The organism is Polynucleobacter rarus (assembly GCF_003072505.1).
Lineage (GTDB): Bacteria > Pseudomonadota > Gammaproteobacteria > Burkholderiales > Burkholderiaceae > Polynucleobacter > Polynucleobacter rarus.
Genome location: NZ_NTGB01000001.1, coordinates 488,554 through 509,694, shown reverse-complemented (window position 1 = coordinate 509,694; position 21,141 = coordinate 488,554). Strand labels below are relative to the sequence as shown.

The following is a 21,141-nucleotide window of genomic DNA, read 5'->3' as shown; positions in this document are numbered from 1 at the left end:
GTTCATAGAGAATTAACTCCACTAGAAATGTTCCAGTTAAGATATTAAAAAGGGTTTATCTTTACGCTAGCGAACGCTTTATTAGTAATATGACTAGACTCACGCCTAATCGTATACTTTAAAAACTATGTTCGGTTGGGGCTATTACAGTATATTTCCAACACATTTAAATTTCTAATTTTATTAACTAAAAAGATTTTCTAACCTTGTGATAATCCAAAGCTACTTCTATATCCAGTTATCCTGTGGATGTTTACGGTGAGAATTTCAAGACCTTATAAATTAAACCAAACATTTTCTGATCAAATGTTAAGATGTGCTTTAAAATTTAAAATTCTAATTAAAATTAGTCCAAAGCTTAAAAATTAATTAAAGCCATTGAGCAATTTATGGAAAGTTGTGATCAACCATAGATAATATAAGGCGTGGAATGTCAGAACCAATACCCGTAATCGATTTGTTTGCTGGGCCAGGGGGGCTGGGAGAAGGTTTCTCATCTTTAAGGAAGAATGGAGAAATTGCATTCAAGCTAAAACTTTCAGTCGAAAAAGAACAAAGCGCATATCAAACACTAATGCTCAGGGCATTATTTAGGGCATTTGGAAATAGGGTGCCAGATTCTTACTACGACTTCATAACTGGGCATATTTTAAGACAAGAGTTTTATAAAGATATCGTAGTTGCTAGTCATTTTGACGAAGCTACAAATGAAGCAAGGAATGCAACATTAGGAGTTACCCCCACTTTAGATATTGATAGATGGATTAAATCTGGGGTTAAGGGGCAATCGAAATGGGTATTAATTGGTGGTCCTCCGTGCCAAGCTTATTCTATTGCCGGTAGATCAAAGATGATGAACAATATTGAAAAGTATGAGTCAGATGTAAGACACCTGCTATATAAAGAATATTTACGTATTATTGAACATCATGCACCCCCCGTATTTATTATGGAAAATGTAAAGGGGATGCTTTCTTCAAAACTTAATGGTGAACTGATTTTTAAAAAAATCATTACCGATCTTTCTAATCCCAAAACGGGGTTGGAATATGAAATTAGATCTCTAACACTTGACACTCCATCAGATGAGCTTGAACCAAGAGATTTCATCATTAAATCTGAGCTCTACGGCATTCCTCAGGCTCGGCATAGAGTCATCTTATTTGGGGTGAGAAAAGATTTAGCTAAAAAGAAGCACCTCACTCTTCGACAAGAAGATCAAATGGTAACTGTTAATGATGTATTGAAATCAATGCCCCATATACGAAGCAAACTCTCTCAAGAGAAGGACTCTTTGAACGAGTGGTATGAGGCCGTGCAAGGCACTAAATCAATGTTAAGCGGTTGGAATCCAGAACTTAAAAAGACTTTAATTGCTGAAATGGAGCGAAATGCCCAACTAAGCCTTGAAATAATGAATGCTGGATCACCTTTTTGTAAAGGTAAGCCAAAAGCTTTAAAGAACTCTGAACTAAATGACTGGTTAATAGATCCAAAGCTAAACGGGGTTATTCAACACCAATCTAGATCACATATGCGCTCAGATATTCAGAGATACTTTCTGTTATCAAATTACGCGAAAGTACTAGAAAGATCGCCCAAAATTAGGGAGCTACCGCCTAAATTGTTACCCAATCATCAAAATGCTAGTTCAATTGATGCGCCTTTTCAAGATCGATTTAGAGTGCAGCTAGGAGACCAGCCCAGTACAACTATTGTTTCTCACATCTCTAAGGATGGACACTACTACATTCATCCCGATCCGTCTCAAGCACGAAGTTTGACTGTAAGAGAGGCTGCCAGACTTCAAACATTTCCAGATAACTACTATTTTGAAGGAAATAAAACCTCTCAGTATGGTCAAGTTGGCAATGCCGTCCCGCCGTTGCTAGCAAAAAAGATTGCTGAAATTGTTTACGCTTTTCTAGGCAACTAATTAAACTCAGGTATGTTATCAGCCGGTGGAGAATACTTCCCTTCCTTAACCGCCTCCCAGCATTCAGATTTTTTAGCCCACTCTGAAATCATTCGGCCAGCCGATGACTTATGAAGAGCAGTATTAACCTCTCCAGCCCAAATTTTTAGTTGATTTCTAAGTTCCGTGGATATATCTTGATTTGTCCAAACGCGATCAAAGTTAAATTTACTTCCATAAAACTCAGAGAGCATAGCAACTAGATATGTGGCCACATTTCCTTGGAAGGCTGGGAACATTGGTCTAACTAACGCACTAGTTTTCTTATAAATAATGGCCTTTGAAACCATATTTTTAAATTCAGAGACAGTTGGCGTAGGGAAGGGATTCCCATCAAGGCCTGTATTGATATAGTCCATAAATTTTTCAAAATTCTTTTGCGAACCTAAGCTCACCAAGTCAGGTCTTCTATCCCAAGTAAGCATATATTTTGCCAAATCAGTTTTTGTGATCTTCCTCGAAGATGGGATAACATCTGTTTTCAGTGTCTTCAGTTTTGCTGGAGTATTACCTTCACGACTGAGCAAGGTATTGTAACTACCCGCAGCTCTTTCATAAAACCAACGCCCGATGCCATTTGGGCAATAGGTTGAAGATGCGAGCTTTTCAATCTCGACATGGAATGGCTTATTAGCGGCTAAATCTGATTGCCTAACTGAGTTTTGACTATTAGCATATCTTGAAATATCCGACACCAATGATTCTTCGTCTTCCGGGCTGGTAGATTTAAGAATGATAATTTTTGCGGGAATTCGGACGCTAGCTAAATTAATCTCTGGGAATTTCTTCTTTGAGAAATAGATTGATGCGGTTGTTTGACCACCGTTAACAATCTGCATACCTTTCAACCCTTTAATACCTGGGCCTCCATCTGTAGTTTTCCCCAGCATTATTTCATCGGCAACTAGAACAATTCCATTGTTATAAGCCATGAACTTTTCAGGATCACTCCTCAAAGTATCTCTAATACCTCGATTGATTTTCCCGGTAGAGCTTAAAAATGACCGTACGTTAGCCTCCAGCAATCTAGGTCCATATTTTTCATAAATGAACCGTAGGGCTTCTCCATTAATTACCGTTAAAGCGTAGTCATAATCATCTATCTGCCCAGGGACGTAGACACAAGGTAGCGCTGTACCAGACACATCCTCAAAGTTCACAATCAATTCATCTCTAGGCTTACCTTCAGACCAATGTCTAAATAAGCGCTCAATATCCATAACCTCCAACTTCACTGTTTTCCCGCCGATTTCACGAGACTTAAAGTTTTTGGATTTAGCTACGCGGTCAGATAATACATAAACCCTAACTTGCTCTAAGGATGAGTAGCATTGCTCAATTGTTAAGACAAAGGCATAGGCATCATGAGATTCATGCATTGTTGCAGCCAACTGACCGTCAGCGCACTTTGCTAAAAATCTCAGGCACTGTTCAGCTGCGGTTTTAGTTTCTGTTTCAGAAATTTGTTGAACTTCTCTTGTGTCACTATAAAGGCATACGAATAAATCTAGTTGCTCCATATCCTCAGAAAGTGAGAAGCCGGTTAATCGTAAATTTGCATTTCCAACTTTTCCAGAGTAGTGACAAATATCCGGATCGAATGTCATTCCAATTTCGGACATGTGCTTCATTACCTTTTCCGAAAATACTAGCTCCGGGAATGGAAAACCATCTTCATTTGATTTGATCCGGCTCTCAATATCTTGATGAACCTCATCCTGTAACTGATTTAAGAATTCTAGTAATTCCATTAAATGCTTACTCCTAATTTATTTAGTATTTCCATTATGTCTAAACTCTTGGCTGGCAGGGAACTAATATCTATTTCATATCTTGCAGATTTCACCAAAGGATTAACCAATTGTGGCGTCAATCTAGGAAAGTCTTCATCTACCTCATACATTAAAGATTTTTCCACTACTAAAAAGCGATCATAGGCACCGGAATGTGTATCTAAATATCCTGAGCGCAATAATCTACTCTCAAAATTACTTAACAAGCTTAGATCCCCAGCTAAAGCAATGCGTATTTCATCGATTAACATTGGTAACGTTGTCCCATTTGGGGATAGTGCTAATCTTTTACCGACTAGATAAAGGGGCTTATATGTACTATCACTTAGCTGATCTAATGAACCTATCTTTGCAATAAATCCATCTTGCGAAATAGTAGATTTGACCTCAATTGCTCCAAAGCCAATATGGAAATCTTGCAATCCATTCAGAGGACCATCCCAAGTTTTAATAGCCCCCTCTTTAAGCCCTAAGCCAAGCAAATCCTTCAGAAAAGAGAGCTCTCCAAAGAGTCCGGTTTGACTTTCTATTGTGAGATTCTGTCGTCCCTTCTTCATGAAATCTTGCCAGGCTGAAACCCTATCCAAAAAAGAATGTAAAAGGATGTCTCCTTTTACAGTACTCAGCTCCTCTATAAGTTCAAAAAGGTTTTCTAGCATTGCGACATATAGATCAAGCTTTCCGTCTTGGGATCTAGTAAGTGCAAGCCATCTTTTTCCCTCAATATCTACAGGCTCAACAGAGAAGCCCTTCCCACTGGGCAGTAGCTCAGCTCTTGGCAAAGTTGCTATCTCAAAGTTAAAAATTGCCGCTTCGCTAAGCCGAGGAAAGGCCATGCCCGCCAACAAGCGACAATTCAAAAAGCTTGTAACAGGAATTACCTGCCAGCCATTTTCAGTGGTGGAAGCCTCAAATGTTTTCCATGCTCCTAAAAATTCATTAATCAGCTTCACCAAACTCCTCCCAGAATACTTGATTCACTTGGTATTCCACCTTAACGCCATCTTCACTTGCTTTAGTGGATGGAAAGCTGATTGCAAAGCCCATAACGGGGTCCCGATAGCCAACATCTTCAAACATTGAATCCTTGATTGCATCCTTACTTGAATCAAGCGGGTAAAGAATCAATAAGCCCTTATTAATAGGTGCATGACCTTCATACCCAAGACCTTTGATTTTTCGGATATAAATACCGCCAGGGATTTTTGGTGGCACCAGATTACTTCTGGCAGGGTCAAGCATCCAAGCCTTTTTAGTAGCTTCTAAAGCGGCTGACCAAGTAGTCTCATCTAAATCAACGGCTTCATCACTAGGGTCGGTTAGAACTCCAATTGAATATTTACCCTCAACACTTTTATGTTTTCGAGTTTTCATACTATCAATCTTTAAGCCGCTTTCGAATGTATATGCAGCGCCACTACCCTCACCCATTAATACAACATTCCAATCCTTTAATTGATCTGCGACTAATAATTTCTTAACAAAATTAGCAATCATTTGACTATTAACTCTAATCGAGGTTGGGTGAGACTCATATTCACTCAGGAAGTCGATAATTTTTATAGGATCAACCCCTACCCATAAATAACTATTACGTAATTCTTCGTTCCTACCACTAGGGCGACTCAACTTAATACCTTTCTGTGATGGCTCACCCATAGAGGTAATTAAATGATTTGAGGCCGCCAAATTCAAAAGCTGCTTATTCTTTTCTTTAAAGAATGCAATTGTTTGCAATAAGCTTCCGCTAAACGATAAATATAGTGTTTCGGCAGTCCTCATCTTCAGAGGTGATGTAACCATCAATACTGAGTGGGACTTCACCTTAAGACCATAATCAAGAGGTGATCCACCACTCTCAACCATAAGATCAAACTCTTCCCTTAACTCTTCAGCTGCATCGGTTATATCTGCAAACCATCCAATCAAATCCTCAGTTATGTATAGGCGACAAACATCTACATAGCCCGGCCGATAACCAAACCACCGCCCCATCTGCATTAGAGTGTCATACATTTTTGATGTACGAATAAAATAACTGACACATAGTCCTTCGAGAGTTAAACCTCGTGATAACTTATCACCACCAATCGCTATAACCTTTAGACCTTTTTGGACATGGGTAGTGTAATCCAACGCATCCTTAGCGCTCCCATTAATCATCCTAACGCTGATATCAGACAACACTCTTGGCAGAATATTTAGAACCTCATCCCAAATTGGAAATGTTTGAGACAATTCTAAATACTTATCATTAGAGGCGATGTCCTCAAACTTTTTATAGGTTGGAGCATAGTCCTTTAGCCACAGATCCTTTAGCGTATCTATGACCTTTTCGTTATCGATCTTCCAAGTTATTCTCTGTCTAATATGGGCAACATATTTCTCAACTTGGTTATATACAGCCTCTTGCACAAGATTAAATCTGGTTACATGAACCAACATTGAAGAATGTTTATCCTCTTGACCGCGCAAATATCTAACGGCACATGTTAAAAAAAAGGAATTAACAGCATCCTCAAGACTCTTGGGGATGCGATCTTCACCATTGCATAGCGGTTGATGATCCTTCTTGTGCTTTAAGGGTATCCACTTAAGCTCTTCAGCTTCACCCTTGTAAATAATTGAACGTATGACAGGCATCCCACCAATGCGCTCCTCCTCACCTTGGAGACCAAATACTCTTGCAGGGCCAATGTAATTTGATGGGGCACCTAAATTCTTAATGAATGCAGATGGAAATAGGTCTTCACCTTCTTCAACAGTTTTATTTTTTCGATGAATAAAGATATTGGCAAACGGTGTTGCGGTGTAGCCAACATAAGCCGACTTTGAAAATGAATTGAGAATTTTTCGAATGCCCGCATTGATCGCTTTAGGCTGATAATTCTCATCCAAAGTGCCGTCCGAAAAATGAACCTGCTCTCCCGTATCCACTGAAGCATGATCTGCCTCATCATCAATAATCATTAGCGGCAATTTAGAAACATATTTACGCTGATTCTCATCCGTAGCATCAGCAACGTGGTTCTTAATCCATTTGAGCAGCCGATTTAATACGGTTTTGTTCTTTTTAACCACAAACAACCATGGTCGCTCCTCTGGTCGATTTGCCAAATGATTGGCTACTCTAGTATTGAAATCTCCATTATCAAGTCGAGTTGTGAAACAAGCGGGAGATAGCTGTATATCAGAATCAATCTCTCCAACACCAACACCAATTGGATTTGCTGGATCGCCACTCGAAGACGTTTCGTAACCTAGAAATCCTTCCTCTAGGCGTATTTGGGTTTGAGAACGTAAATTATTATGCATGCCCGCCAAAACAATAATTAATTTATATCCGGCGTCTGCAGATTTTGCGACTAATGCCGTGTAGTTACTTGTCTTACCAGATTGAACATGTCCAACGACTAATCCACGGCGATCAAAACCGCCATCTCTTTTTGGATCAGCCAATAAATCTAAAATTTCATCCGTGGTTTTATCTAATTTTTCTACGGCAGGAGCTGAAATCTGCTGTTCAAGCCAAGTTGCATAACGTTGCCAGTATTTCCAATCTTGCTTTCTTTCACCAGTAATCCATGGCTCACTTTTTTTATCAGAAATCGTTGAGTCCGTTCCAATCCATCGACTGAAACGCCGAATTAACTCCTCAACAACTTCATTTAACTCTACTCCCTCTGCCATAGAGGGATCCATTGCAAATGCGAGCTTTATTTTTTCTTGGATTAGTGAGGGAGTAATTAAACTTTTATCCTTAACCCTCATCAGAAGGGTTTGGGTAATATTAATTACGCTAGTTAAATTTTCTATATTTGCGCTCATTTTTAAACTTTATAAATTTGAAATTAAATTAGGGTAAAGATTAAAGGGCTCACTAGATAACAATGTCTTTTTCGCCAACTCTGAGGACATACCACGCCTTAAAGTTAAATCCTCAAATACTGCAGTGAGGACCTCAACCACGCTTTCGGATGGCTGCTCAGCAAAGGCAGTTCTTGGGGTTTCTTTGGCCTCAGCAGTATCAAGCCATATTTTTTGCACGGGGACAGTTTCTTCAATAATCCTCAGTAGTACTTTAATTTGTGGACTCAATTCCCCAGAGGATTCAATGATGGATTTAATAGCAGGGTGATCTGTGTCTATTCGATAACGGATTCCACCTTTGAAAACCTCAGATCTCCACGCATTATGTATTTCCTCTATATGCGTGCTCTTGTTATACAAGCCCCTGTGGGCAAAGACTCTTCTCGCCTTTGCTCTTATATCTTCTGCAATTTTTATTAGCATTGGCCTAATTGAAAGTGGTGGGCGCGCTATTGACTTCCGAATATCAATCTTCCAATCAACATCGGATGTATTTGTAATGTCTAATGATATTCGAGCAAGTCTATGTGACTCTTCTTTAGTCCATGCCCTTCGTCCGCCTAAACCCAGCCAACCACCAGAAACTAAAAGCCGATCATTTCGGTAAACATAGAATCCCTGTTGTGAATTCCAACCATCCGGCCCACCCCAACGCTCATATTCCTCAGTTGTCAGCTGGTCGTTGTGAGGTAGAACATAACCTCTAATCTTAACAACTCCAGAAGCAGTTCTAAATGACGCTTCAGGAGAAGCCATAGTAAAAGAGTTATTACTCATAAACGGATCCCACGGCCTTACTGGTACTTCGTTAATAGTCAGCCTGAGCCTAGGGTAGGAGCCTTCTATAAAGCGATGAAAAATCATGCCCAAGGTCTGATCAACCTTTTCAATCAAATCTAGATACTCTTGCTCAGTAAAGCCGGGTGTGACGATACGGTCCATTACCTCCCACAAAACTACCGAACCATTAGGGGTTGGCATGTTTTCGACTATCAACCCTCCAGAGTTCGGATCAGCACCTTCTAATAAATGCCAGCCCCCGTAAGCATTATTGGCAAGATAGTCTAGATCCCAGCGCAAACAGCTTAAAACACCGTCCTTCATCGAGCCGACTGTCAACCGTCTACACTGGGAAAAGGAGGCTGACTTCAACCCTATTCCAAATCTCCCCAGATCATTTGGGTTTCTCTGGGAGGTAGGATTTTTATCCCCAAGTCTCATTGCTAATTCAAGCTCATTATCATTCATGCCGTAACCATCATCCACCACCAAAATGGAGCTCTCGGTGCCCTTCCAAATAAACTTAAGACAAATATTTTTAGCGCCAGCAGAGACTGAGTTATCGATAATATCTGCTAATGCAGCCCCCGTGGAATATCCCAAGCCACGCAATGTTTCAATCATTGCGGATGCATTTGGTGGTGCTGATCTAAATTTATTTAGTTGCATCACGATTCCGATATAGGCTTATTAGAGATTAATCCTAAGTGCCTCAGGGCCGAAGGACCTTGAAGCCTTTTAAAAGCCTTTGCTTCAATCTGTCTTATTCTCTCCCTAGTTACACCATGCAACTCTCCAACCTCTTCAAGGGTAAGTGGGACTCCGTCATACCAACCAAACCTTTTCTTAATAACTCCAACCTCTTTTGGATCCATACTTTTAAATATAGATTCAAATGATCGTCTTAACATCCAATTTGACAATGCAGACTCATCCTCATGTGAAGGCAATCCTAGGGAATCAAGGCAAATTTGGTCATTTGGGTCCTCAGAATCAATTGAAATCATTGTAAATTTTGCGCTTTTTGCCCTTTGAACCCTCAATTCCGAGATACCTAGCACCTCGGCAATTTTGTTATTCTTTTTATGGAGAGGAACATCAATGAGTGCTCGCTCTACACGATCAATTTTGTTTAGTAAATCCCCTAAATGAACTGGGAGTCTGATCGTTCTTGATTTATCCTGAACCATTCGACTAACCGCCTGACGAATCCACCATGTAGCATAAGTAGTAAATCGAAAACCTCGCTTGTATTCATATCTTTCAGCAGCTTTAATTAATCCAATAAAACCCTCTTGAACTAGGTCAGAAAAAGGAAGATCGGTATATCTATAAACTCTAGATACATGGGAAACAAGCCTTAAATTCGATGTAACCAGCTTATTGCGAGCCTTTAGAGCATCCTCAATATGAGAGGATAAAGTTGCATCTTTTAATTGCCCAAAGAATATTAGATTCTGTATATATTTAAAGTTGATATTAAGGTCAAATAAAAGCTTATGAATTGCATATTGAAATGACTCTTCATTATCACGCTCAACCAAGCCTAAAAATTCTTTAATTTGAGGATCAAATGTATTAGTTTCATTTCGCTCTTCTTCAACTGAATCATCTAGAGGGGTTAATAGTTGATTTTGGATCAAACTATCGTCTTCATCTACCACTTCTACTTTTTCAGAAATCATCTCTTCAATCTCAAGAGAGCCATTCAAGACTTTTTTAAAATCATCCGCAATAATACTTATAGCCAGTCGATTACTTACGATACTATTAATACATTCTTCGTAACTACTATCAATTTGTTTTCCTAGATCAATCTCCTCCTCACGAGTTAGTAGACTTCCTCCCTCAAGTGGGATAGTCAAGCTACGATAAAACCATGATTCATCTTGAAGATTGTTATCGATGAAATAAATTAATTGGTCGTACAAGTCATCTAAATAGTCATCTTCAAGCCAAACCTTAAGTTCTACATCCACATAAAAGAAGTACTGTATTTTAAATTCCAAATCCTCAAAAGCTAAAACTAATGTATCTAAAAAAACCTCATCGAGCTCATCTTTCTCATCTAGTGCTATTTTCTCTAACAAGGATATTGGAATGGCCCCGTTGGAATAACCCAGATAAATTGCCTCTTTTATCAGGGCCTTATCAGAAAAAGATAGCTGCTCTTTTTTCCTGACCCAAGCTATTTTTCCAGGTAATTCAATTTCTATATCAGTCCATTCTTCATCCTGATCAATAGGTTTGTGAGAAAGAATTTTATTCTGAATCCTATTTGACTCAGTGCCAATTTCAATTTCGTGTGAAGGGAGTAGAATTTCGGAATCTTCTAGCCAACCGCTTAAGTCAAAAAATTCTGACTGTGTATGGGAATCAATAGAGTCCTCAGTTTTTGAAAATTGGGCAGTTAGTGCTTGAGTAACCTCAACAAAACCGGCAATTTCAGAGAGTTCAATAGCAGTCTGATGGGCATTATTTTTAATGATTGGATCAGCCCCAAAAGATAATAAAAGGTTTACTACCTCCAAATTTCCTTTTCTGGCTGCATACATCAAGACAGTTAATCCATTTTTATCTTGAGCATTAATCAAATCTCCTCGGTTCAATCTATTAACAATTGCAACAGTTACATTTCCAAGGACGGCAAATTTCAATAAGGAGCTAAAACCCTTTTGATTTGAATCGACATCTTCTAAATTACCATCTGCCAAGATAAAATCATTCCAATTTATATATTTATGGATAATCCTAATACTAACGCAAGCTTGAAAAATCAAATAAAAATTTACTAAAAATTAGATTATTAATAAATATATTTCATTTGAAGCTCATTGATTGAGCTTCCAACATTCAATTGAGTTATTAGAAATATAATCCCAAAAGGATATCTGTGTAATCTAACTTGGAATTGAGGATTGAATCGCTTCCGTTACTGTAGGCAATTATGGTGAAGAGCCAATATTTAGAGAAGTTCCCGATTCTCCAGGCCCTTTATCAAGCGAAGCAGAGGCGCAACTCATTCCTACTTCTAAAAATAGTCCCCGCTAAAAAGGCAAAAAATATATTCCAGAATTTCTACAATTACTCGATCAATTTGAGGAAAGTCCGGCAAAAATCATTACCCAGACAATTCGTTCTTGGTTAGAGCCGATCATTAGGATGTGGCGGTTTTCTAAATCCAATGGCATTACTGAAGGCTTCCATACTAAAATGGAAATGATTTCTAGAAGAGCTTTTGGTTTTAGAAATTTCCAAAACTACCGACTCAGAGTCTTGGCTTTGTGTGGTTGGAGTGGAGTGATTAATCGTGTTTAATAAATGCTCATCCCCCGATTATGGTGAAGAGCCGAGTCTTGGCTTTGTGTGGTTGGAGTGGAGTGATTAATCGTGTTTGATAAATGCTCATCCCCCGATTATGGTGAAGAGCCCGATTTAATTGGTCGGGACGGTGTGATTCGAACACACGACCCCTTGCACCCCATGCAAGTACGCTACCAGGCTGCGCTACGCCCCGACTGAAAATTGATTATATCAGTTTGTAACTTTCTTTTTCTCAGAAGTGCTACTTAGAATACTTAAAACAGCCTCAAGTTCTGACCTGATTTGCCACTGACTCTCTAACTCTTGTAGACGATTCTTCGCCCCATGGATTGTAAATCCTTCGTTGTAAAGTAAGTCTCTAATACGTCGAATCAATACCACCTCATGGTGTTGATAATAGCGACGATTACCTCGCCTTTTCTGTGGTTTTAACTGATTGAACTCTTGTTCCCAATATCTTAGAACATGAGGTTTGACCGCACACAAGTCTCCCACTTCACCAATCGTAAAATACCGTTTTGCTGGTATCGGCGGAAGCGATTGCTGTAAAACGGACTTTAAGTCTTTTACAGGAATTTCACTTGCTTGGTTCATTAGAGTCAATTGCATCCTTCAATTTTTGGCTAGCATGAAAGGTTACAACTCTTCTAGCACTAATCGGAATAGACTCACCTGTTTTCGGATTTCGGCCTGGTCTGGCAGTTTTATTTCTCAACTGAAAATTACCAAAACCGGAAATTTTCACATCCACGCCCCGCTCTAAATTTGTCGCAATGATCTCAAAAAACGAGTCAATCATTTCCTTCGCCTCACGCTTGTTAAGGCCGACATGATCAAAGATCGCTTCGGAAAGCTCTATTTTCGTAATCGTGGTTGATGTGTTTTCCATGGTTTTCTCTATATGTTTTCTTGTAAGAAATTAAATATTACCGCAATCTCGCAGAAAATTGAACAAGAACTTTCTCTAATATCCCTGAAATGACCCCTTCAACCTCTTGATCTTGCATGGTTTGTTCTAAATTCTCGAGGGTCAGTCTAAAGGCTAAGCTCTTTTCATCCAAGTTCATTCCACCTGGACGCTCTTGAGTCGGCCTGAAATCATCGAATAAAACGATCTCTGTCACCAGCTTCGGCGCTGCTGCTTGTAAGGCAGATAAGACTTCACCAGCCGGAACACTCGACTTCAAAACAATCGCTAAATCCCGTTTCACTGCCGGGAAACGACTCAACTCAGAAGTGCTTGGCAGACTCAGTTCTGACACTGCTGCCAATTCCACTTCAAACATCACCGGTGCAGAAGATAGCTCCAAAGATTGCTGCCATTTAGGATGCAGTTCACCCATGACACCTACTTTTTGCCAAGTCGCTTGGTTATTAACTGTAGTTTGTACCTCAATACTAGCCGCGCGACCCGGATGAAAAGCTGGATGATCCGTTAAAGCCACCGTCCTAATGGTCAGAGGTGCTAATAAATTCTCAAGATCCGCTTTCACGTCAAAGAAATCAACGGGTCTGGCATTAATCCCTTTTTGACCCCACTGCTCACTAAATAAACTACCATAAGCAATCGCCCCCATCATCAAGGTCTGACGATTACCAATCGTGGTCGTTTCAGAATCTTCTACCTGTGAATCTTTACTAAAAACGCGTCCTACTTCAAACAAACGCACGCGAGCTGCTTTGCGACTCACATTGGTTTTCAGATTATTTAAGAGAGACCCTAACAAGTTACTACGCATCACAGCAAACTGTTCAGCAATCGGATTTAAGACTTTTACTGCTGATTCATTACCCGCAAATTGTGATTCAGAAGCTTGATCAATAAAGCCGTAGTTCACCACCTCTTGATAACCTGCTGCCGCTAAGGCATGTCTAAAGCGATGGATCGAGCGCTGTTTTTCATTAGTTTCTTTAACAACTAGTGCGGCTTGCGGTGCAATCTCCGGAATATTCTCAAAACCGTAAATACGCGTAATCTCTTCAATCAAATCTTCTTCGATCGATAAATCAAAACGATAAGCTGGAGGTTCTACAACAAAGATTTCTTGTGGAGTACCTGGCTGTTTTCTGGCATAGGCAAAACCTAAGCGATCAAAATATTCAGCGATTTGCTGCGCAGTAATTTCCACCCCCACAATCTTCGCCACTCTCGCCACACGCAGCTCCACTGGCGGGCGCTTCGGTAAGGATAAAACTTGATCAGAGACGGGACCTGCTGCGCCACCACAGATTTGTAAAATCAACTGCGTCAAATAATTTAAATATTTCACCGTTGAGCTAGGATCTACCCCACGCTCAAAACGGTAGGCTGCATCAGTCGAAAAGTTCAAAGCACGAGCACGTCCTTGAATCGCAGATGGCCACCAAAAAGCAGATTCTAAATAGATATCGGTTGTGTCTAAGGTCACCGCACTCGCGTCACCACCCATCACACCAGCCAGACTCTCAATCCCAGTGCTATCTGCTACAACACCAACTGGCAAAATCACGTCTTTGAGTTGTATTGTTTGACCATTGAGTAATTTCACGCTCTCATCAGGCTTGCCCCAACGCACAGTAATATCACCGGTGATTTTGTGTAAATCAAACACGTGAGTAGGCTGACCTACTTCTAACATCACGTAATTCGAAATATCCACTAGTGCAGAAATGCTTCTCTGACCAGCACTCTCTAAACGACGTACCATCCAACTAGGAGTAGTCGCTTTGGCATTCACACCCTTAATCACACGACCCGCAAAACGACCACATAAATCGGCGTCTTCTACTTTTACCTTAACGGTGTCATTACAAGTTTCTTTAATGGGTACGATCGCCAGCGTTTCAAGCGGAGCACCAGTTAAGGCAGATACTTCACGGGCAATACCTAAGACGGATAAACAGTCTGCTTTATTTGGCGTGAGCTTAATCGTAAAAATCGTATCGTCAAGATTCAAATACTCACGAATACTTTGACCAAGTGGTGCATCTGCTGGCAATTCTAAAATCCCTGCATGATCATCACCCAGGCCGAGTTCACGACCGGAACACAACATGCCGTAACTCTCAACGCCGCGTAGTTTGCCCACTTTAATCGCAAAGGGCTTACCACCCTCCTCAGCAGGAGGTAGCAAGGCACCGACCATTGCACACGGAATCTTGATACCAGGACGGGCATTCGGAGCGCCACACACGATTTGTAGTGGTTCCGTGGACAATGCACCAACAGAAACTTTACAGACTCTCAAGCGGTCTGCATCCGGATGTTGCGTGGCTTCTAAAATCTCAGCAATAACGATCGAACTAAAAGGTGGCGCTACGGCGCGGGTTTCTTCTACCTCAAGTCCAGCCATGGTTAATAAATGGCTTAGTTCCTCAGTGTTAATCGGTGGATTAACAAATTGGCGTAGCCATGATTCTGAAAATTGCATAGAAGTACTCCGGTATTTATTTAAGCAGGGAACTGCGCTAAAAATCGAGTATCGTTTTCAAAGAAAAGTCGCAGGTCATCCACCCCATAGCGCAACATAGTTAAGCGCTCGAGTCCAGAACCAAAAGCAAAGCCAATAAAGACTTCAGGATCGAGGCCCATGTTTTTAATCACTTGGGGATGAACTTGCCCAGAACCAGAAATCTCTAACCAACGACCGGCAAGTTTACCGGACGGAAAGGCCATATCGATTTCAGCAGAAGGCTCGGTGAAGGGGAAATAAGAAGGTCTAAAACGCAACTGGAGTGCATCATCTTCGAAAAAGGCTTTTAAGAAATTCGTGTAAATTCCTTTGAGCGCCGCGAAGGATACTTCACGACCAATCCAAAGACCTTCTACTTGATGAAACATTGGGGAATGCGTTGCATCACTGTCCACGCGGTAGGTTCTACCGGGAGCAATGACTTTAATATCCGGCAGCGTATCTAAATTACCATGCGCCGCTAAATGTCTTGCAACCGTATGGCTGGCAAAACGAATTTGCATTGGACTTGTGTGGGTTCTGAGAAGTAACTGTTTACCGTTCTTGTCACTACCTTCTACATAGAAGGTATCTTGCATGGAACGTGCAGGATGATTTTCAGGACTATTTAAAGCGGTAAAGTTATACCAATCGTTTTCGATTTCAGGGCCTTGAGCCACTTCAAAACCGATGGAATGAAATATTTCTTCGACGCGCTCCCAAGTTCTCATGACCGGATGCAAACTACCGACGTGTTGACCACGACCTGGTAAGGACACATCAATAGATTCTTGGGAAAGGCGTAATTGCAAAATCGCCTCAGCGATTGCATTTCTTTTGTCTTGCAAAGCTGTCTCGATGGCGACTTTGGCAGCATTAATCTTGGCACCCTCGGTTTTACGCGTATCCGGGTCCATCTTGCCTAAACCTTTGAGCAACTCGGTGAGTGCACCGGACTTACCCAAATATTTGGCTTTGATATCTTCGAGCGCAGCAGAGTCTACCGCTTCGGTAAAACTCTGCTTGGCCTGTGCGACTAGTTGATCTAAATCAACCATAACAGGCGGGATTACGCTTGAACGGTTAAGACAGTCTTAATCTTTGCTACGAGAGCAGCAAAGGCAGGCTTGTCATTGATCGCCATATCGGAAAGAACTTTACGGTCCATTTCGATCGAGGCTCTCTTCAAACCATTGATGAAGACGCTATAGGATAGATCATACTGACGGGCTGCAGCGTTGATACGCGCAATCCATAGTGCTCTAAACACACGCTTTTTGTTACGACGATCGCGGTAGGCATATTGGCCAGCGCGCATAACTGCTTGCTTAGCAATACGGAATACGTTTTTACGACGACCACGGTAGCCTTTAGCTGCGTCGGTTACTTTTTTATGACGGGCACGTGCTGTGACCCCACGTTTTACTCTTGGCATTTGATTCTCCTAATTTCGATTATTTAAGCGTAAGGCAACATTGCACGGACAGCTTTCACGTTTGTCTCGTGAACTTCTGCTGAACCACGTAATTGGCGCTTCGTCTTAGTAGTTTTCTTCGTTAGGATATGGCGCTTGAAGGCTTGACCACGCTTAATCGATCCGCTTCCGCGAACCACAAAGCGCTTCTTCGCACTGCTTTTACTCTTCATCTTGGGCATGAAATGCTCCCTTTCACTAATTTGTATCGCTCAGGTGGTAATTTTTTACGATTACACTTTTAAAACCCAGCCACACTTATATTGAGTTTTAGCTCAATGTTGCCGATTCAGATGACTCGCATCATCTCAATACTGCAATCTTTTTGGTACTACTTTTTTAATTCTTAATCTTTACTAACATTCTTTACTGCGATTTATTTCTTCTTCGTTGGAGTTAAGACCATCACCATTTGTCTTCCTTCCATTTTAGGGAACTGCTCAACTGTGCCGTGTTCCACTAAATCCAACTTTAATCTTTCCAACATTCTCATACCAATTTCTTGGTGAGCCATTTCGCGTCCTCTAAAACGAAGTGTTATCTTCGTTTTGTCGCCGTCTTCTAAAAAGCGGATCAACATTCGCAACTTCACACCGTAATCGCCGTCATCTGTACCAGGTCTAAACTTCACTTCTTTGACCTGAATGACTTTTTGCTTTAGCTTCGCTTCATGTGCTTTTTTGGCTTCTTGATACTTAAACTTGCCATAGTCCATCAGCTTACATACAGGTGGTTGTGCATTCGGGGCAATTTCAACAAGATCCGTTTCTTGTTCTTCAGCCAACTTTTGCGCATCAAAAATCTTAAAAACTCCTAATGCTTGCCCTTCCATACCAATCAGTCGAATCTCAGGACTCGTTATTTCCCTGTTGATGCGGTGTAATTTATCTGTAGCGATATTACTTACCTCTTTCTATTTTTATAATCAATAACTTAGACAAAACCTCTTCATGCCCAGTCTCTTGGACCTATGGAAATAACTCTTTAGTTTTTTATTCTCAAGCATTCTCTGAATGTTGAGCCTGGTGATGAACATCTTCAAAGAGCTTCTTCTCAAAAGCTTCGATTGACATCACGCCTAAATCGATTCCACCTCTAGCACGAACAGCAACTAAGTTGTTCTCCTGCTCTTTATCACCCACTACAACTAGATAAGGATGTTTTTGAAGAGCATGGTCTCGTATTTTATACGTTATTTTCTCATTACGCAAATCACAATGGACTCTAAATCCTTGTTTTTTGAGAATTTGAGTCACTTTTTTGGCATATTCTGCAGAATTATCAGAAATATTCATGACCACCACCTGCGTTGGAGAAAGCCAAGTTGGCATCGCACCAGCGTGGTTTTCGATCAAAATACCGATAAAACGCTCCAGAGATCCGACAATCGCACGGTGTAACATCACTGGAATCTTACGAGTGTTATCTTCAGCCACATACTCAGCACCTAAACGCGTTGGCATCGAGAAATCAACCTGCATGGTGCCGCACTGCCAAGAACGACCAATCGAATCCTTTAAATGGTATTCAATTTTTGGACCATAAAACGCGCCTTCGCCTGGTAATTCTTCCCAGCTCGAACCGGATAAGCTAATGGCTGAGCGTAGGGCATTTTCTGCTTTATCCCAAATAGCGTCCTCACCTACCCGTTTTTCTGGACGCAGAGCAAGCTTAACTGCTACTTCTGTAAAACCAAACTCTTTATAGACACTGCGCACGACTTGATCAAAAGCAGCCACTTCAGACTGAATTTGATCTTCGGTACAGAAAATATGACCATCATCCTGCGTAAAACCTCGCACTCGCATTAATCCGTGTAAAGCACCTGAAGGTTCATTACGAACACACTGACCAAACTCACCAAAGCGCAGCGGTAAATCACGGTAACTATGTAAGCCTGAGTTAAAAATCAAGACATGGCCTGGGCAGTTCATTGGCTTTAAAGCGTAAGTGCGGTTTTCAGACTCGGTGGTGAACATGTTTTCTTTATAGTTCTCCCAGTGGCCTGACTTTTCCCAAAGAGCGCGATCTAAAATTTGTGGTGCTTTGACTTCTTGATAGCCGTGATCTTGGTAGACTTTACGCATATATTGCTCAACTTGCTGCCAAATGGTCCAACCTTTTGGATGCCAGAAAATTAAGCCTGGAGCTTCTTCCTGGAAGTGGAATAAGTCTAATTGACGACCTAATTTACGATGATCGCGCTTTTCTGCTTCTTCCAACATATGTAAGTAAGCTTCTTGGTCCTCTTTTTTCGCCCAAGCAGTGCCATAAATCCGCTGCAGCATTTCGTTATTACTATTACCACGCCAGTAAGCACCCGCTACCTTAGTTAATTTAAAGACTTTGAGCTTGCCAGTACTCGGCACGTGTGGTCCACGGCATAAATCAGTAAAGTTACCTTCTGTGTAGAGAGAGACATCTTGATCAGCCGGAATGGCTTCAATCAGTTCTGCTTTGTAGTTCTCACCCAAGCCTTTGAAGTGAGCAACGGCTTCATCTCTGGATACTACTTTTCTAGTGATGACTTCATCTTTTTTAGCCAGCTCAGTCATGCGCTTTTCGATCTTTAATAGATCTTCCGGCGTAAATGATCCTTCTTTATAGGAGAAGTCATAATAAAAGCCGTTATCGATGACTGGACCAATGGTGACTTGTACGTTTGGATACAACTCTTTAACTGCGTAAGCTAATAAGTGAGCAGTCGAGTGACGAATGACTTCAAGACCTTCAGGATCTTTATCGGTAATGATGGCGAGGTTACTGTCCTGCGTGATTAAATGACTGAGATCCACTAACTGGTCATTTACACGACCTGCTAAAGCAGCCTTGGCAAGGCCAGAGCCAATGCTTTGAGCAACACCAGCAACGGTTACAGCTTCTGGGAATTCTCTTTTTGATCCATCAGGTAAGGTTACAACAACCATTATTACTCCACTATTGATTGACGAGCACTTGCAATAAAAAAGCGCGATTTACTCTGAGACTATTAGCTTTGAGGTTCTGCGCGCCATGTTGCTCAAGACCACTATTTTAGAGCCTTGGCAAACACAATCTTGATAGTTTAACGAATTTTCGTGATATTCCTTGAATTTGAGGCGCTTCTTCATTTAAAGCTTCATCCATATCCAACAAATCCTAAGAAGAACAGGGATTCATGTTCAGATAAAACTTGATTAAACTTGATTTTGAAAATAAAATATAAAGATGAAACAAATCATCAACACTGAATCAGTGAAGTCCGTCTTAGCATCTAAAGGTTGGGATCAGAAGCGCCTTTCTAAAGAATTGAACGTCAGCTCTCAAGCAGTTACTAACTGGTTAAAGGGAGTTGATTTTCCAAGACCCGATAAGCTGTTAAAACTCTCCCTTACCCTTTCTTTACCATTTTCAGATTTGGTACATACACCGAATGTTGAGCTTCCCGTGGTCGCTTTTCGCAAACGCGCCGGCACCAAAACTACCCAAGACCATATAGAGCGCGCTCAACTCACGGGTGCTTTATTACGTCCCTTAGTGCCCTATTTATATCCCTTGAAATCTTTACGCACCAAAATTAATACCCCTTCACTGAAGTACTTTGATTTACAAAATACAGTAGCAAGCGTTCGAGAAAAGTTAGGAATCAAACCTTGTTCAGTCGTCAGTTATAACCAACTGATTAAGGAGTTCTCAAATAATGATGCGGTGATTGTGCCGGTGATGTGGGGCAATAAATCGAAGCATGAAAATGCTTTACACATTTTGCTTAAATCGGAGAAGATCACTTTCGTATTCCTGAATCTTGATACGTATATTGAGGATTTTAAATTCTGGATGGCGCACGAGTTAGCGCATGTCTTTACTCCAGAATTAGCCGGTACTAATGAGGGTGAGGATTATGCGGATGCTTTCGCAGGTGCCTTATTATTTCCGAGAGAGTTAGCTGAACAAGCTTATTTGAAGGCCATCACTAAACCAACATCATCAAGTCAAATTAAAGTCTTGCAAGAATATGCACATGAATATCAGATTTCATTGCACAGTGTTTTTCTGCAAGTTTGTGGCTATGCTAAAGCATTCAATCTCACCGAACTTAAGGTGGACTCCAAATCCATCCATGCCACTCGCTGCATGAGTCGCGGGCAATTGGTTAGTCATCTTCTATTTAATCCAATGCCACCTGAGCCCAAAACTTACATGGATACATCACATAAAATCTTTCAAAGCTCATTTTTTGATGCCCTAAAAAAAATAATATTAGAAAAAGGTACCGGATTAGGATACCTACAACAAATATTGGATATATCTATTGGAGATGCAACAACCTTACATCAAGAACTAATAGGCAAATAATGGTTGTTTTATTAGATACTTGCGTCTATTTACGCTTAGCAAAGCGAATAACTAGATAAGCCCCAAACGGCATCTCCTCGCTCATAATTTGATCTTTTGATTTGATAAAGTAACAAAAGTAATAGAATCAATAAAAAGCTGCTTTCTAATTTGAGACGA

Annotated in this window: 16 protein-coding genes and 1 tRNA gene; 3 read left to right on the top strand and 14 right to left on the bottom strand. The window is 40.8% G+C overall.

Going from position 1 to position 21,141, the window contains the following annotated elements; genetic code table 11:
* Positions 1-430: 430 nt before the first annotated feature.
* A complete protein-coding gene (locus AOC35_RS02330; RefSeq protein ID WP_108645589.1) occupies positions 431-1,936 on the top strand; it encodes a DNA cytosine methyltransferase in 1,506 nt (501 codons plus the stop codon).
* On the opposite strand, the gene AOC35_RS02325 is transcribed toward AOC35_RS02330, so the two are convergent.
* Genes AOC35_RS02325 through AOC35_RS02305 form a run of 5 tightly spaced genes read right to left on the bottom strand, consistent with a single transcriptional unit; the run spans position 1,933 to position 11,132 of the window.
* The gene (locus tag AOC35_RS02325) at positions 1,933-3,726 is read right to left on the bottom strand and encodes an AIPR family protein (RefSeq protein WP_108645588.1); all 1,794 of its coding nucleotides are present in this window, start codon (positions 3,724-3,726) and stop codon (positions 1,933-1,935) included. The genes AOC35_RS02330 and AOC35_RS02325 overlap by 4 nt on opposite strands.
* A complete protein-coding gene (locus AOC35_RS02320) occupies positions 3,726-4,721 on the bottom strand; it encodes a PD-(D/E)XK motif protein (RefSeq protein ID WP_159077447.1) in 996 nt (331 codons plus the stop codon). Before AOC35_RS02320 ends, AOC35_RS02325 begins: the two co-directional genes overlap by 1 nt.
* The gene (locus AOC35_RS02315) at positions 4,708-7,596 is read right to left on the bottom strand and encodes a Z1 domain-containing protein (protein WP_108645586.1); all 2,889 of its coding nucleotides are present in this window, start codon (positions 7,594-7,596) and stop codon (positions 4,708-4,710) included. The genes AOC35_RS02320 and AOC35_RS02315 overlap by 14 nt, the downstream gene beginning before the upstream one ends.
* Before the next feature lie 9 nt (positions 7,597-7,605).
* Positions 7,606-9,087 carry an ATP-binding protein gene (locus AOC35_RS02310; protein ID WP_245898399.1) on the bottom strand — a complete coding sequence of 494 codons (1,482 nt, stop codon included), beginning with the start codon at positions 9,085-9,087 and terminating at the stop codon, positions 7,606-7,608.
* Complete coding sequence (locus AOC35_RS02305) at positions 9,087-11,132, bottom strand: sigma-70 family RNA polymerase sigma factor (RefSeq protein ID WP_159077446.1); 2,046 nt, start codon at positions 11,130-11,132, stop codon at positions 9,087-9,089. The genes AOC35_RS02310 and AOC35_RS02305 overlap by 1 nt, the downstream gene beginning before the upstream one ends.
* Positions 11,133-11,484: 352 nt before the next feature.
* Here AOC35_RS02305 and AOC35_RS02295 point away from each other — a divergent pair, with 352 nt between their 5' ends.
* Complete coding sequence (locus AOC35_RS02295; protein ID WP_108645583.1) at positions 11,485-11,736, top strand: transposase; 252 nt, start codon at positions 11,485-11,487, stop codon at positions 11,734-11,736.
* Between the two features lie 122 nt (positions 11,737-11,858).
* On the opposite strand, the gene AOC35_RS02290 is transcribed toward AOC35_RS02295, so the two are convergent.
* The 9 genes from AOC35_RS02290 to thrS form a co-directional block, all read right to left on the bottom strand.
* A tRNA-Pro gene (locus AOC35_RS02290) sits at positions 11,859-11,935 on the bottom strand.
* A 17-nt stretch (positions 11,936-11,952) separates the two neighbouring features.
* Positions 11,953-12,336: a MerR family transcriptional regulator gene (locus AOC35_RS02285; RefSeq protein ID WP_084283908.1), complete on the bottom strand. Its 384-nt coding sequence runs from the start codon at positions 12,334-12,336 to the stop codon at positions 11,953-11,955.
* Positions 12,320-12,631 carry an integration host factor subunit alpha gene (locus AOC35_RS02280; protein ID WP_084283907.1) on the bottom strand — a complete coding sequence of 104 codons (312 nt, stop codon included), beginning with the start codon at positions 12,629-12,631 and terminating at the stop codon, positions 12,320-12,322. Before AOC35_RS02280 ends, AOC35_RS02285 begins: the two co-directional genes overlap by 17 nt.
* 37 nt (positions 12,632-12,668) lie before the next feature.
* Positions 12,669-15,152: a phenylalanine--tRNA ligase subunit beta gene (gene pheT / locus AOC35_RS02275; protein ID WP_108645582.1), complete on the bottom strand. Its 2,484-nt coding sequence runs from the start codon at positions 15,150-15,152 to the stop codon at positions 12,669-12,671.
* A 20-nt stretch (positions 15,153-15,172) separates the two neighbouring features.
* A complete protein-coding gene (gene pheS, locus AOC35_RS02270) occupies positions 15,173-16,231 on the bottom strand; it encodes a phenylalanine--tRNA ligase subunit alpha (RefSeq protein WP_108645581.1) in 1,059 nt (352 codons plus the stop codon).
* A gap of 11 nt (positions 16,232-16,242) precedes the next feature.
* Complete coding sequence (gene rplT, locus AOC35_RS02265; RefSeq protein ID WP_108645580.1) at positions 16,243-16,608, bottom strand: 50S ribosomal protein L20; 366 nt, start codon at positions 16,606-16,608, stop codon at positions 16,243-16,245.
* Positions 16,609-16,631: 23 nt separating this feature from the next.
* Positions 16,632-16,829 carry a 50S ribosomal protein L35 gene (rpmI, locus tag AOC35_RS02260; protein ID WP_108645579.1) on the bottom strand — a complete coding sequence of 66 codons (198 nt, stop codon included), beginning with the start codon at positions 16,827-16,829 and terminating at the stop codon, positions 16,632-16,634.
* A 194-nt stretch (positions 16,830-17,023) separates the two neighbouring features.
* The gene (infC, locus tag AOC35_RS02255; RefSeq protein ID WP_108645578.1) at positions 17,024-17,545 is read right to left on the bottom strand and encodes a translation initiation factor IF-3; all 522 of its coding nucleotides are present in this window, start codon (positions 17,543-17,545) and stop codon (positions 17,024-17,026) included.
* Between the two features lie 100 nt (positions 17,546-17,645).
* Positions 17,646-19,574 carry a threonine--tRNA ligase gene (thrS, locus tag AOC35_RS02250; protein WP_108645577.1) on the bottom strand — a complete coding sequence of 643 codons (1,929 nt, stop codon included), beginning with the start codon at positions 19,572-19,574 and terminating at the stop codon, positions 17,646-17,648.
* 280 nt (positions 19,575-19,854) lie between these two features.
* On the opposite strand from thrS, the gene AOC35_RS02245 reads away from it, so the two are divergent.
* Positions 19,855-20,982 carry an ImmA/IrrE family metallo-endopeptidase gene (locus tag AOC35_RS02245; RefSeq protein WP_108645576.1) on the top strand — a complete coding sequence of 376 codons (1,128 nt, stop codon included), beginning with the start codon at positions 19,855-19,857 and terminating at the stop codon, positions 20,980-20,982.
* The last annotated feature ends 159 nt before the right edge of the window (positions 20,983-21,141 follow it).